10 protein-coding genes and 3 tRNA genes are annotated in these 13855 nt (G+C 60.0%); all 13 read left to right on the top strand.

Annotation, left to right across the window (positions count from 1 at the left end; genetic code table 11):
* Positions 1-57 precede the first annotated feature (57 nt).
* Complete coding sequence (locus Q0G75_RS08805; RefSeq protein ID WP_294416804.1) at positions 58-2238, top strand: ATP-dependent helicase; 2181 nt, start codon at positions 58-60, stop codon at positions 2236-2238.
* Positions 2235-4295, top strand: coding sequence for an excinuclease ABC subunit UvrC (uvrC, locus tag Q0G75_RS08800; RefSeq protein WP_365911087.1), 2061 nt, complete (start codon positions 2235-2237; stop codon positions 4293-4295). Before Q0G75_RS08805 ends, uvrC begins: the two co-directional genes overlap by 4 nt.
* A 1-nt stretch (position 4296) precedes the next feature.
* Entirely contained in the window at positions 4297-5250 is a 954-nt protein-coding gene (gene rapZ, locus Q0G75_RS08795) for an RNase adapter RapZ (protein ID WP_294416806.1), read from the top strand.
* Complete coding sequence (locus tag Q0G75_RS08790; RefSeq protein ID WP_294416807.1) at positions 5204-6403, top strand: gluconeogenesis factor YvcK family protein; 1200 nt, start codon at positions 5204-5206, stop codon at positions 6401-6403. The genes rapZ and Q0G75_RS08790 overlap by 47 nt, the downstream gene beginning before the upstream one ends.
* Complete coding sequence (whiA, locus tag Q0G75_RS08785) at positions 6382-7323, top strand: DNA-binding protein WhiA (protein WP_294416809.1); 942 nt, start codon at positions 6382-6384, stop codon at positions 7321-7323. Before Q0G75_RS08790 ends, whiA begins: the two co-directional genes overlap by 22 nt.
* A 154-nt stretch (positions 7324-7477) precedes the next feature.
* Positions 7478-8479, top strand: a complete 1002-nt coding sequence (gene gap / locus Q0G75_RS08780; RefSeq protein WP_294399669.1) for a type I glyceraldehyde-3-phosphate dehydrogenase — start codon at positions 7478-7480, stop codon at positions 8477-8479.
* A 168-nt stretch (positions 8480-8647) separates the two neighbouring features.
* Complete coding sequence (locus Q0G75_RS08775; RefSeq protein ID WP_294416810.1) at positions 8648-9835, top strand: phosphoglycerate kinase; 1188 nt, start codon at positions 8648-8650, stop codon at positions 9833-9835.
* A 56-nt stretch (positions 9836-9891) separates the two neighbouring features.
* A complete protein-coding gene (tpiA, locus tag Q0G75_RS08770; protein WP_294416812.1) occupies positions 9892-10662 on the top strand; it encodes a triose-phosphate isomerase in 771 nt (256 codons plus the stop codon).
* Entirely contained in the window at positions 10662-12221 is a 1560-nt protein-coding gene (gene gpmI, locus Q0G75_RS08765) for a 2,3-bisphosphoglycerate-independent phosphoglycerate mutase (protein ID WP_294416814.1), read from the top strand. The genes tpiA and gpmI overlap by 1 nt, the downstream gene beginning before the upstream one ends.
* Before the next feature lie 114 nt (positions 12222-12335).
* Positions 12336-12593 carry a preprotein translocase subunit SecG gene (gene secG / locus Q0G75_RS08760; RefSeq protein WP_042434338.1) on the top strand — a complete coding sequence of 86 codons (258 nt, stop codon included), beginning with the start codon at positions 12336-12338 and terminating at the stop codon, positions 12591-12593.
* A gap of 75 nt (positions 12594-12668) precedes the next feature.
* A tRNA-Leu gene (locus Q0G75_RS08755) sits at positions 12669-12755 on the top strand.
* A 942-nt stretch (positions 12756-13697) separates the two neighbouring features.
* Positions 13698-13772: transfer RNA gene (locus Q0G75_RS08750), tRNA-Val, on the top strand.
* An 8-nt stretch (positions 13773-13780) separates the two neighbouring features.
* Positions 13781-13853: transfer RNA gene (locus tag Q0G75_RS08745), tRNA-Gly, on the top strand.
* Positions 13854-13855: the final 2 nt, after the last annotated feature.

The following is a 13855-nucleotide window of genomic DNA, read 5'->3' as shown; positions in this document are numbered from 1 at the left end:
TTCGCTTCGATATAGAACAGGCGTTCCCTATTTGATATACTCCTTGTTATGGATTCTATGACGACATATCGCGCATTGGGCAAGCTCGACGAAGAGCCGCAGCTCAATGCTGCTCAACGACAGGCCGTTACGGCAACGGAAGGTTACGTGCGCGTCATCGCAGGCGCCGGCACGGGGAAAACGGCTGCGCTGACGCAACGGTTCGCATACTTGGTCAACGATCTCGGCATCTTGCCGGGCAACATCTTGTGCGTCACTTTCACGAACAAGGCCGCCAACGAGATGCGAAGGCGCATCCGTCGCCTTACCGGCGATCATGATACCGGCTATATCAACACGTTCCATGGCTTTTGCGTTTCGGTTCTCCAGGAAGATTCCCATGCCGTGCGGTACCCGAAAAGCTTCCTGGTGCTCGACAACGCCGACATCGATGCCATGCTGCAGTCCATTTATGAAGAACGAGGCCTTACGTTGCGCGATATGACGTTTTCGGCTGCGCGCGACATGATCGAGATACAGAAGCTCAAAGAGCATCCGAACTACTATCTGGACATGCTCGAATGGCCTATCGCGCAGCTGCGTGAACGGTATTTGCAGGCCGATGATGTGCGGGACATCATTTTCTATGGGTATCTTTACCAGGAACGGAAGTGCTTCGGGCTCGATTACAACGACTTGATCGTGTTCACGCTCTACGTGTTCGAGCAGTTCCCTGATATCTGCCTCAAATGGCAGCAGCGCCTGGAATACATCATGATCGACGAGTTTCAGGATATCGATGCGCTGCAATACCAGCTCATGGAGGTGCTGCAGGGCTATCACAGGAACTTGTTCGTGGTCGGCGATCCCGATCAAACCATCTATACGTGGCGCGGCGCGGATGTGAAGCTGCTGCTCGATTTCGATAAGCACTTCCCTGGCACGCGCACTATCATGATGCTCGAGAACCACCGTTCGGTGCCTCAGGTGCTTGCGGTGGCGAATTCGCTTATCGCGAAAAACCATATGCGCATTCCGAAGGACCTTGTCGCCGCACGACGTTCGTTCGGTCCCACGGTCTGGCATCATGCCGCATCGCCTCAGGCCGAGGCGGCCTGGATAGCCGAAGGCGTGGCGGCATTGCATGGCAAGGGGGTTGCCTATCGCGATATCGCGGTGCTGTATCGCGCGCACTACGCATCCCGTTCGGTCGAAGAGGCGCTTCTGAAGGCGGATATCCCGTATTCGCTGTTCAGCGGCGTGCCCTTTTTCGGCAGAAGCGAGATCAAGGACGCGTTGTGCTACCTGCGCCTTATCGCGGTCGGGGACGACCTGGCGTTTCTGCGCGTGGCGAACGTGCCTAAGCGCAACCTTGGCCAACGTCGCATGGCATATCTGCAGCAGTATTGCGATGAACACGCCTGCACCATGCTGCAGGCCCTCGAGGCAACGTGCGAGGATGACATCTTCAAACGCACGAAGGCGAAGCAGCTTATAGCGCTTGTGCATGGTTTTCGCAGGTCCGTTGAGGGTCGCCCGGTATCCGAAGTGCTTTCGGCGTTGCTCGACGAAAGCGGCTACGAGCAGATGTTGCGCACCGAGGGAAGCCAGGAGCGGCTCGATAACCTTGCCGAGCTGAAGCAGTCGGTATACGAATTCGAGGCAACGTGCGGCGAGGAGGTCACGCTCGACCATTATCTGCATCACGTAGCTTTGCTTTCCAATGCCGATATCGTCGACGCTTCGCAGGATAACGTGCGTCTCATGACCATCCATGCTGCAAAGGGTTTGGAATTCAGCCATGTCTTCGTTTGCTCGCTGTCTGAAGGCGTGCTGCCGTCGCGCAAAACTCGTACAGTTGAGGCCATGGAGGAGGAGCGTCGCCTTGCGTTCGTTGCGTTCACGCGCGCCAAGGACGGGCTCTACCTTACCGAGGCCGAGGGCTTCGGGCATCAAGGAACGCCGCGGTACCCTTCGCGGTTTCTCCTTGATATCGACCCATCGGCCTTGGAGTTTTCAAACAGGCCTGCGGACTCTCAGCTCGATGATGCTCGCAGCGCTTATGGAGCCATCGATCGCTGGATCGCCGATCTTGCGGGGCAAGCGTCTATCGCGCCGGGCACGCGCGTTGTCCACAAAGCGTTCGGGCAAGGTGTCGTGCAAGGCATCGACGAGCAGAAGCGGGCCTATATCATCGCATTCGACGAATTGGATACGCCGCGTTGCATTTCGTTTCGCGTCAAGCTGGAGGTAGTGTGAGCAAGCCGGAGGAATTCCAACGATATAGCCGAACCTCGGGTTTCACCGAAGGCGGTTCTGGAAAGGCGCACGGCGTCGCCGGGGACGGGGACGCTCAGGTGCCGCAAGGGGAGACGTTCGAGCAGAAGCTTGCGCGCATCAAGCGCGAGCTTGATGCGGTGCCGACTCTTCCCGGCGTGTATCTGTGGAAAGACAAGCACGGTCAGGTCATCTATGTCGGCAAGGCCAAACAGCTTCGTGCGCGTATGCGCCAATATGTCAACTTCCAGGATGAGCGCGCGAAGATCCCGCTACTCGTTGAGCAGATCTGCACGTTCGAGTATATCGTGGTCGGCAACGAGCACGAGTCCTTGGTGCTCGAGAAGAACCTCATCAACCAGCACGCTCCCTGGTTCAACGCTGATTTCAAGGACGATAAATCCTACCCGTTCATCGCCATCACGAAAGGCGACGTGTACCCTGCCATCAAGTACACGCGCGAGAAACATCGCGCTGACACGCGTTATTTCGGACCTTATACCGACAGCCGCGCCGCACGCCGCATGGTCGACATCGCGCGGCGAGTGGTGCCCTTGTGCTCGTCGAGCTGCGCCGATTGGCGTTCTCTGAAGCGCAAGTTGGAAAAAAATCCGCTCGCATGCTTGGCGTCCGATGCGCGACCGTGCTTCGATGCGCATGTGGGCTTGGGGCCCGGGGCGTGCTGCGGTCGCGTCACGCCCGAGCAATATGCCGCCAACGTTAGCCGAATCGAACGTTTTCTCTCAGGCAACCATCGGGAGTTCGTGGAAGAGCTTTCCCAGGAAATGCAAGAGGCCGCTTCCGAGCTCGATTTCGAGCGGGCCGGCCGCATCAAGGCGCGGATCGACACCATAAACAGCTTATGCGATAAGCAGCATGCGGTAAGCTCGCGCAACCTTGATGCTGACGTCATCGGCTTTTTCCGGGAGGAGACCATTGCGGGTGTGCACGTGCTCATGGTGCGCGAGGGACGCATCATCAACAGCAACGAGTTCGTGCTCAACCGCGGCAACGACGTCCCCGACCAGGATTTGCTGCACATGTTCCTGCTGCGCTACTACGATGCCACCACGTCAATCCCGCACGAGGTGGTTGTGCGCGTCATGCCTGAAGATGCCGCAGCAATGGAGCATTGGCTTACCGACAAGCTTGCAAGCGCGCATGGCGCCAAGGTGCGCTTCTCCGTTCCAGAGCGCGGCGAGAAAGCCGATCTGGTCTCCATGGCCGAGCAGAACGCCAAACATACGCTCATGCGTTACAAGGTGCGCACGAACTACGAGGACAAACGTATCAACGATGCCTTGCTGCAGCTGGAGAGCGCATTGGCGCTCGATGCGCCGCCGATGCGCATCGAATGCTTCGACATTTCCACCAACCACGGTACGTACACCGTCGCTTCGATGGTGGTTTTTACCAATGGAAGGCCTGACAAAGGGCAATATCGACGCTTCAAGATCAAGGCGCAGCTTGACGAGGCGAACGACTTCCTGTCCATGCAGGAGGTTATGAGCCGTAGGTATTGCGCAGAGCGCATGGCGGACGAGCGGTTCGGCAAAAAGCCCGACCTCATCATCTTGGATGGCGGTCTGCCGCAGCTCAACGCCGTCATGCAACAGTTCGACAGCATGGGGATTCATGACATTGCCTTGTGCGGCTTGGCGAAGCGCGACGAGGAGCTTTTCGTGCCGTGGCAGGATACGGGCCCGGTGGTGTTGCCGGGCGGAAGCGCCAGCTTGTATTTGGTCAAGCAGGTTCGAGACGAGGCACACCGCTTCGCCATCGAATTCCATCGTCAATTGCGCGGCAAGGGAATGACGGCAAGCATCCTAGATGAGGTTGAAGGTTTGGGCCCGGTGCGCAAGAAAGCGCTTCTCAAGCACTTCAAGAGCTTTAAGCGGCTCAAGGCTGCAAGCTTGCAGGACATCCTTGATGCCCAGGTGGTGCCCGTCCAGGTTGCCAACGAGCTGTATACGGTGCTGCAGCAGTATAATGAGCAGACAAGAAACGAAATGGTCGTCGGCGGGGAAGGAGATTCGTGACATGACCGAGGTTGCAAGCGAGCTTGAGAACATGCCCGAGCTGGTTATCGTGAGCGGCATGAGCGGTGCGGGGCGCACCGAGGCCATGCATGCGTTCGAGGATCTTGGATATTTTTGCGTGGACAACCTGCCCAGCGCCCTGATCGGGAACCTGCTGGCCTTAACCGGCATGCCAGGCCAGCCGGACAACCATCGACGTATCGCCGTGGTGTGCGACGCGCGCAGCGGCGGCTTCTTCAAAAGCCTGATGGAAGAGCTTTCGAAGCTCAAAAGCGCCGGCGTCGATTACCGGGTGCTGTTCTTGGACGCCGACGATGAGAAGCTCATCGCGCGGTATAAATCCAGCCGACGCCGCCATCCTCTCTGCACCGATGGCAGCTCCATCGCAAACGGCATCGAGCGTGAGCGCGAGATGCTCTACGACGTGCGCAAACAGGCGCATCACGTCATCAACACAACCGATATGATGCCCGCTCAGCTGCGCAGCACCATCCGTGCGCTGTTCGCTCCCGGCGAGGAACGCCAGGGCCTGCAGGTTACGGTGTACTCGTTCGGCTTCAAGCATGGCGCTCCCGTGGATGCCGACCTGGTCATGGACGTGCGCTTCCTTCCCAATCCGTACTATGACCCCGAGCTGCGCCCGCTCACCGGCCTTGATAAGCCCGTGCGTGATTACGTTTTGTGCAGGTCTGAAACCGAGGAATTCCAGAAGTGCTGGCGCGCGCTGCTTGATTGCGTCATGCCCGGGTACGTGGCGGAAGGCAAGCAGCAGCTCGCCATCGCCGTAGGGTGCACCGGCGGTCAGCATCGAAGCGTGGCCCTTGCCGAGTCCACGGGCGAATTCCTTAAGCAAAAGGGTTATCGCGTCAGCGTCGCGCATCGCGATCTGAAGCTTGCCGAAGGTGTCGATGGCCAGCTCATCAACGCATCCGCAAAGCCCGTCGAAGGCCGATAGGGTGAGCGGGATGCAACACGAAAGCCATATGGAGGGCGGTCATTTTCCCCATGACCCGTCCATGACCGAGGCGTTCGCACCGCTGTACGCGGCCGATCCCGTGGTGCCGGAAACCAGCACCTTGAAAGCCGTGGTCATCGGCGGCGGTACGGGTGCGCCCGTTTCCATCCGCACGCTGCTTTCCATGGGTGTGGAAACGTCGGCAGTGGTCGCTATGGCCGATGATGGCGGATCGACGGGCATCCTGCGCGAACGGGCGGGCGTCACTCCTCCGGGCGATATCCGCAAGTGCATTTGTGCTATGGCGGCCGATCCCGAGGACCCGCTCACGCGCGCATTCAAATACCGGTTCCCGTTTGCCGACAACCATACGCTGGGCAATCTCATGCTCTCCGCGCTCGAGGACGCCACGGGCGAGTTCCCGCAGGCTGTTCAGATTTGCGAGCGCTTGCTCAACGCGCGCGGGCACGTGTATCCCTCAACGCTCGATCGCGTGTCGCTGGTCGCGCGAACGCGTGATGGGCGCTATATCGAGGGTCAAGCGGTTGCCTGCCATTCGCGTACGGCGCTTGCACATGTGCAGTTGCGCGGACAGGGCAAGATCCAGGCATATCAGCCGGCGCTCGATGCCATCCGCAATGCCGACCTGATCGTGCTTGGTCCGGGAAGCCTGTTCACGTCCATCATTCCGAACCTGCTAGTCCCTGGCGTGGTAGATGCCATCCGGCAATCGAGGGGGGCAACCCTGTTCGTCTGCTCCTTGGCCGATATGCAGGGCGAGACTTGGGGCCTTACGGCGCGCGAGCATGTCGAGGCGTTGCTCGCGCACGGCATGCGCGGGCTGCTTGATTACGTGCTCGTGCACAGCGCATATCCCGTTCGCCCCGACGCTTCCGAGACGGGCACCTTCCGTGCGGTCACGGGGGTCAACGTCGGCGATAGCCGTTTCACCGTCGTTCCCGGCGAAGAGGAAGGCAGGCGCGTGCGCCCCGTGCACATCGATTATCCCGACCTGCGCTCCATTCAAAGCAAGGGCCCGGTCGTCATCGTTCGCAATCTGGTCGACCCGCAGCACCCCACCTGGCATGATCCGTTTTTGCTGCGCGAGGCGTTCACGGGGGTGTTGCGTTTATGTCGTTCACGGCAGAGGTAAAAGACGAGCTTTCCCGCGTGCCGGCAACGTGCAGCCATTGCGATAAGGCCGTTTTGGCGGCGCTTGTGCGCATCGAGGGCACGTTGTTCGTGTCGGGGAAAAACCGGTATCGCGTGGAGATCGCCACCGATGCTCCTTCGGTGGCCCGATTGGTGATCAAGCTGTTGCATGAGCTGTATCGGCTGAAAACCAATCTGACGGTCCGCCGAAGCGTCTTGCATAAAACGCCGAACTACCTCATCGAGGTTCCCGCCCAGCCTCAGCTTGCTGCGGCTTTGGTGGATATGGGCGTGCTTTCCCCCGAAGGCGGTCTGGTGCTCGGCGTATCCGAGCAGCTGGTGGCCAAGGATTGCTGCGCGGCCGCGTATCTGCGCGGAGCGTTCCTGGGAAGCGGGTTCGTGTCCGACCCTCGCGGTGATTTCCATTTCGAGGTGATCGTCGAAACCGAGGAGCTGGCTGATGGGCTTGTAGATCTTCTGGCTCGCAAGAACATCAAGGCGCGCATCATGCAGCGTCGCAACTCCTACATGGTGTACTTGAAAAGCGGCAGCGCCATCCTTGAGTTCCTGGCGCTTGCGGGCGCTCATCAAAGCGCGCTTGCCATGGAAAACGCCCGCGTCATCAAAAGCGTGCGCAACGATGTGAACCGTCAGACCAACGCCGAGATCGCCAACCAGGCCAAAACGTCGCGTGCGGCGATCGACCAGATCCGGGCCATCAGGCAGGTGGTGGAGGCGCACGGCATGGAGAACCTTCCTCCGGCGTTGCAGGACTTCATCAAGCTGCGCGTGCGCCATCCCGAGGCGACGCTTAAGGAGCTCGGCGAGCTTGCCAGCCCTCCGCTGTCGAAATCGGCGGTGTACCACCGTGTGCGTCGTATCGAGCAATTGGCCGCTGAACTGGAGAATCAGAATCGGTAACCGATAGTGACCGGCGTCCCGCCGCTAGGCGGGATGCGTTGGTCTTCGCTTGTCGACCGTCTGCCAAATTCGCGCCGCAAGCGTTTGACTTTCCGCTACACTAACGTTTCGTATGGCCCATAACTTGAGTATCTGAATGAAAAGGAGATACGCAATGGCAATCAAAGTAGGCATCAACGGTTTCGGCCGCATCGGACGTCTGGCGTACCGCGCCATGGTCAAGGACCCGGAGATCCAGGTCGTGGCCGTCAACGATCTCGGCGACATCCCGACGATGGCTCACCTGCTGAAGTATGATTCGGTCCACGGCCGCGCCTTCGATACGGTCGAGGTCACCGAGGATGGCTTCGTGGCCGACGGCCATGCCGTGAAGGTCTTGTGCGAGCGCGATCCCGAGAACCTGCCTTGGGGCGAACTGGGCGTCGACGTCGTCGTCGAGTCCACCGGCATCTTCAAGACCGGCGAGCTTGCCAGCAAGCACATCAAGGCCGGCGCCAAGAAGGTCGTCATCACCTGCCCGGCAAAGGGCGAGGACATCACCGTCGTCATGGGCGTCAACGACGAGCAGTACGACAAGGATAAGCACAACATCATCTCCAACGCCTCCTGCACCACCAACTGCCTGGCCCCCGTCGCCAAGGTGCTGCTCGAGAAGTTCGGCATCAAGCGCGGCTACATGAACACCATTCATTCCTACACCAACGATCAGAAGATCTTGGACCTGCCGCATAAGGACCTGCGCCGTGCCCGCGCCGCAGCCATGTCCATGATCCCGACCACCACGGGCGCCGCTCGCGCCGTGTCCCTGGTCCTCCCCGAGCTGGCTGGCAAGCTCGACGGCTTCGCCACGCGCGTTCCCACGCCCGACGGCTCCATGGTCGACCTGACGGTCGAGCTGGAGCGCGAGGTCACCATCGAGGAGATCAACGCCGCTATGAAGGAAGCCGCCGAAGGCGAGCTGGCCGGTGTGCTCGAGTACACCGAGGATCCCATCGTGTCCATCGACATCGTTGGCAACAACCACTCCTCTATCTTCGACAGCAAGCTCACCATGGTCATGGGCGGCAAGTCCAACATGGTCAAGGTCGTTTCCTGGTACGACAACGAGTGGGGTTACTCCAACCGCGTGAAGGACCTTGTCAAGATTCTGCTGTAATCGGCTTAACCGCTTAACGCTATGAAGGGCCCTGGAACCGAACCTTGCCCCTTGCGCGCCGTGCCGTTCGTGCCCGAAGCACGGTCGGCTGCATTGCAAGGTGCAATCGGGACCAGGGCCTTTTAGCTGGCCATCACCGCATCCGCGGTGATTTGAAAGGAAATCATCATGGCTGATATCGCCACCGTCGACCAGCTTGACGCGCGCGGCAAGCGCGTGCTCGTCCGCGTCGACTTCAACGTTCCCGTGGCAGACGGCGTTTGCTCCGACGATACCCGCATCCGTGCTGCGCTGCCCACCATCGAGAAGCTCATCGACGAAGGCGCGCGCGTCATCCTCATGAGCCACCTCGGCCGTCCGTCGGGCGAGGGCTTCGAGGAGAAGTTCACGCTTCGCCCGGCCGCCCTGCGCCTCTCCGAGCTGCTCGGTCGCCCCGTGGCGTTCGCTTCCGACACCGTCGGTCCCGACGCCCAGGCCAAGGCCGCCGCTCTTCAGGACGGTCAGGTGCTGGTGCTCGAGAACCTTCGCTTCGACAAGCGTGAGAAGAAAAACGATCCCGAGTTCTGCCAGGAGCTCGCCAAGCTCGGCGAGGCCTACGTCAACGATGCCTTCGGCACGGCGCATCGCGCCCATGCCTCCACTGCCGGCGTCGCGGCGCTCCTGCCCGCCTATGCCGGCTACCTCATGCAAAACGAGGTTGCTACCCTCACCGGCATGCTCGATGAGCCCCGTCGTCCCTTCGTCGCCATCCTGGGTGGCTCGAAGGTCTCCGACAAGATCAAGGTCATCGATGCGCTTATGGACAAGTGCGATACCCTCATCATCGGCGGCGGCATGTGCTTCACGTTCCTGCTGGCTCAGGGCAAGCAGGTGGGCACCTCGCTTAAAGAGGAGGACTGGGTGGAGCGCGCTGCCGCTATGCTGCGCAAGGCCGAGGAGCGCGGCGTGAAGCTGCTGCTCCCCGTCGACGTCGTATGCGCCGACAAGTTCGCCGAGGATGCGAACACCAAGACCGTCTCCGTCGACGACATCCCGGCCGATATGATGGGCCTCGATGTCGGTCCGGAAACGGCCAAGCTGTATGCGCAGGCTATCTCGCAGGCGGCCACCGTGTTCTGGAACGGTCCCATGGGCGTGTTCGAGATGGAGGCGTTCGCGGCAGGCACGAAGGCCGTGGCCGAGGCCGTGGCCGACAACCAGCAGGGCGACACCATCATCGGCGGCGGCGACTCCGTGGCGGCGGTCAACAAGTTCGATCTTGCCAACCGCATGACGTTCATCTCCACGGGCGGCGGTGCCAGCATGGAGCTGGTACAGGGCGAGGCCCTTCCCGGCGTGGAGGCTCTGAAGCGCTAAGGTAATCCAAGGGGGGCGCATGCGTCCCCCTTATCGTTTTGAAAGGAGCGTGCCATATGGCTCGCAAACCGCTTATGGCCGGTAACTGGAAGATGAACAACACCTATGCCGAGGCCGTGGTGCTGGCGCAAACCATCTCCAACAACTTCGACAAGCACTGGACCGACTTCGTGGACGTGCTCGTATGCCCGCCGTCCATCGACCTGAAGCCGGTCAACACGGTGTTCGAGTTCGACCATCAGCCCATCCAAATCGGTGCACAGAACGTGTACTGGGAGCCGAAGGGCGCGTTCACCGGCGAGGTGTCGGTTCCCATGCTCAAGGATGTCCATTGCACGTGCTCCATCGTCGGCCACTCCGAGCGCCGCGGCTACTTCGGTGAAACCAACGAGGACGTCAACCGCAAGGTCCGTGCCTTGCTCGATGGCGGCCTGTACGCCGTCGCATGCGTCGGCGAGTCGCTGGCCGTGCGCGATGAGGGCAGCGCCGAGGAGTTCGTCTGCGCCCAGGTGCGCGCAGCGTTCGCGGGCTTGGAGCCCGAAGAGGCCGGTAAGTGCGTCGTGGCTTACGAGCCCATCTGGGCCATCGGCACGGGCCGTACGGCTACGCCCGAGCAGGCGCAGGACATGTGCGCCGCCATCCGCGCCACGCTCGTCGACATGTTCGGCGCCGAGACCGCCGATCAGATGCGCATCCTGTACGGCGGCTCCATGAACGTCGGTAACGTTGAACAGCTTCTCGCCCAGCCCGATATCGACGGCGGCCTGGTCGGCGGCGCCAGCCTGAAGGCCGACCAGTTCGTGCAGCTGGTGAAAGCGTGCCTGTAATGAGCGCGTTGCAAAACGGACACGGGAAGCTGTCGCTTCCGGCGTGTTTGATCATCATGGATGGTTTGGGCTTGGCGCCGGCAGGTCCGGGAAACGCCGTATCGTTGGCCTCCACGCCGGTGCTCGATCGCCTGTTCGAGACCTGCTCGCACACCAAGCTCGAAGCCTCCGGGGAGGCCGTGGGCCTGCCCGAGGGGCAGATGGGCAACTCCGAGGTGGGGCATCTCAACATCGGCGCCGGGCGCGTGGTGCATCAGGAGCTTTCGCGCATCAACATGGCATGCCGCACAGGCTCCATCTGCGATAACGCGGTGATTAATAATGCGATCGAGGCTGCTAAGGCGCCGGGTGCCGCGCTGCACCTCATGGGCTTGCTCTCCGATGGCGGCGTTCATTCCAGCAACGAGCACCTGTATGCGCTCATCAAGCATGCCGTGCAAAGCGGAGTCGGCGATGTGCGCGTGCATGCGTTCATGGACGGTCGCGACGTCCCCCCGTCAAGCGGCAAGGGCTACATGCAGCAGCTGCAGGACTTCATCGCCGAGAACGGATTTCAAGACGCCGTGCGCGTGGCAAGCGTCTCGGGCCGCTATTACGCGATGGATCGAGACAAGCGTTGGGACCGTGTCGCCAAGGCGTACGAGGCCGTTGTGTGCGCAAAGCCGCTCGCTGCGTCGGGCGATCCCGTCGCCGCCATGCAGGCATCGTACGATAGCGATGTCACCGATGAGTTCGTCGAGCCCGTGGCACTCGACGATCGCGGCGTCGTCGATGGGGATGCCGTCGTGTTCTTCAACTTCCGCCCCGATCGTGCCCGTGAGATTACGCGCGCCATCGTCGATGATGTCTTCGACGGGTTCGATCGTGCTCGTAGGCCCGAGGTCTCGTTCGTGTGCCTGACCGAGTACGACCCGGATATCCCCGCACCGATCGCGTTTCCCAAGACGTTCCCGGAAAACGTGCTTGCCGACGTGCTTTCCGCTGCCGGCCTGCGTCAATACCATATCGCCGAAACTGAGAAGTATGCGCACGTCACGTTCTTCCTCAACGGCGGTCGCGAGGAGCCCAAGGCGGGGGAGCAGCGAAGCCTCATCCCCAGCCCCAAAGTTGCCACGTACGATCTGCAACCCGAGATGAGCGAGCCTGCGGTCGCGGACACCTTGGCCGCGGCGATCGATGCCGATGAGGCCGATGTGTACATCGTGAACTTCGCGAACCCCGACATGGTCGGCCACACGGGCGTCATCCCTGCCGCGGTGGCCGCCGTCGAGGCGGTCGATTCCGGTGTCGGCAAGGTCGTCGACGCCGTTCGCCGCAAAGGCGGGTTCGCCTTCATCACGGCCGATCACGGCAATTGCGACAAGATGATCGCGGACGATGGAACGCCCCACACGGCGCATACCACCGCGAAGGTGCCTTTCATCTTCGTGGATGGTGCCGACCTCGGGCGGACGCTCGGCGATGAGGAAGGCGCGCTTTGCGACATCGCCCCCACGCTGCTCGATGCCATGGGGCTTGCCGTTCCCGCTGAGATGACGGGACGCAGCCTGTTCGCGTAATGCGTGATTTTCATGACCCTGTTCGCGCCCGCCGCCGGTTTCTTGCCTGCGCGGGCGCGTTTCGTTATACTTGGTTACTTGCGTACGTAATTATTCCGAGTGAAAGAGCATCACGTGAATCCGCTTTTGATCATCCTTATCGCCTTGCTGGTCATCTCCGGCTTGGGTCTCATCATCTTCATTCTGCTGCACTCCGGCAAGGGCACGGGCATCTCCGATATGATTGCCAGCTCCGTGTACTCTTCGCAAACCGGTACCAGCATCGTCGAGAAGAACCTTGACCGCATCACCATCATCTTCGCGGTCGTCTTCTTGCTGTCGCTTATCGCGCTTATGATCGTGTACCCGTCCGGCACCATCGCCACCCGATAAAATTTTTCAAATTGGGTCTTGGCAAGCAGGTAAGGTTCGGGTATATTAATCATCGTTGCTTTTCGGCAACAACTCGTCGGAGTGGTGGAACGGCAGACACGCAAGCTTGAGGTGCTTGTGCCCGTATAGGGTGTGCGGGTTCAAATCCCGCCTCCGACACCAGAATTCAGAAAGCGGCCTTCGGGTCGCTTTTTTGCTACCTAGAGCAATTCTTGAGCTAATTGTTGTTGTCCTTGTCGGGCTGCTTAGCGGACGGGTGCCGCATTGCGGTCGGGTGTATGGAAGCCTCCGCTCGCACTGTTTTCACGATCGTCGTTGATGGCGTGCTAGAGTGCCTGTTTGGAGCATCGCCGCCTCGTTTGTGTATTTTTGCGATCGAATACGGTGATTCGCGACTGTTCATTTTTTCTGGGTATCGGCAGCGCTTATATCAGGGCTCGATCGTGCTCATTCGCGTTTCTGAGTTTCTTTGCAATGCGCGTTAGCATCAGGGGATGTGTTTGCTTTACAAGCGCATGCCCAGTGTCCTGTCGCTCTCTCTGCATTGCAGGTGCATCTCCAGTTCCCTCATCGTCATGCCTTCGAGCGGTAATGCAACAGGTGCTGAAGTTGGATTGCGTCGGCTGGTAGCAAATATATTAATGACATTGGAGGCTCTTGTGGAAGGGTCTCTCATTCCGTCGTCATGGGGCATAACGCCCACCCTTGCCACAGAGGTGAGCGAGGCGAGCATGCATCGAAAATCGGTCATGTTGAGATTTGAGATAGCTTCCTGCTGCATTGCCGAATGTCACGATGTTGGTTTGACGCCTAGTCAAGACCGTTAGACGCCGGCTTCTTGAAAAGCTTAGCCATGACAGGTTATCCAGCTCGATGATCTTACTGTCGTTCTGTACAGCTTTGGGTAGACGGTGTTCGGACTGAATCCTGTAATCTTGTAGAATCCCGATTTGCATTCGCCTCACCAGGGAAAACAGCTAATGGGATCCTGCGTCGGCAAAAAAGTTCGAACTTTTTCAAAAAAGGGGGTTGCCAAGAATTCTGGTTCAGGTATTATATCTCCTTGCCGACGCGCCGAAAGCGCTGAAGCAACTCACAGCAAGTGGGCGTTTAGCTCAGGGGGAGAGCGCTTCCCTGACACGGAAGAGGTCACAAGTTCAAATCTTGTAACGCCCACCATTTGTGATGCGGACATGGCTCAGCTGGTAGAGCATCACCTTGCCAAGGTGAGGGTCGCGGGTTCGAATCCCGTTGTCCGCTCC

The sequence above is a fragment of the uncultured Senegalimassilia sp. genome (assembly GCF_934636665.1).
GTDB lineage: Bacteria > Actinomycetota > Coriobacteriia > Coriobacteriales > Eggerthellaceae > Senegalimassilia.
The sequence above is the reverse complement of the archived record's forward strand: the minus strand, read 5'-3'. Positions and strand labels throughout refer to the sequence as shown.

What these genes read in the sequence shown, in the direction of transcription:
- Q0G75_RS08805 (WP_294416804.1), top strand. Translation starts at nt 58, where the DNA reads ATGACGACATATCGCGCATTGGGCAAGCTCGACGAAGAGCCGCAGCTC.
- rapZ (WP_294416806.1), top strand. Translation starts at nt 4,297, where the DNA reads ATGACCGAGGTTGCAAGCGAGCTTGAGAACATGCCCGAGCTGGTTATC.
- Q0G75_RS08790 (WP_294416807.1), top strand. Translation starts at nt 5,204, where the DNA reads ATGGCCAGCTCATCAACGCATCCGCAAAGCCCGTCGAAGGCCGATAGG.
- whiA (WP_294416809.1), top strand. Translation starts at nt 6,382, where the DNA reads ATGTCGTTCACGGCAGAGGTAAAAGACGAGCTTTCCCGCGTGCCGGCA.
- gap (WP_294399669.1), top strand. Translation starts at nt 7,478, where the DNA reads ATGGCAATCAAAGTAGGCATCAACGGTTTCGGCCGCATCGGACGTCTG.
- Q0G75_RS08775 (WP_294416810.1), top strand. Translation starts at nt 8,648, where the DNA reads ATGGCTGATATCGCCACCGTCGACCAGCTTGACGCGCGCGGCAAGCGC.
- tpiA (WP_294416812.1), top strand. Translation starts at nt 9,892, where the DNA reads ATGGCTCGCAAACCGCTTATGGCCGGTAACTGGAAGATGAACAACACC.
- gpmI (WP_294416814.1), top strand. Translation starts at nt 10,662, where the DNA reads ATGAGCGCGTTGCAAAACGGACACGGGAAGCTGTCGCTTCCGGCGTGT.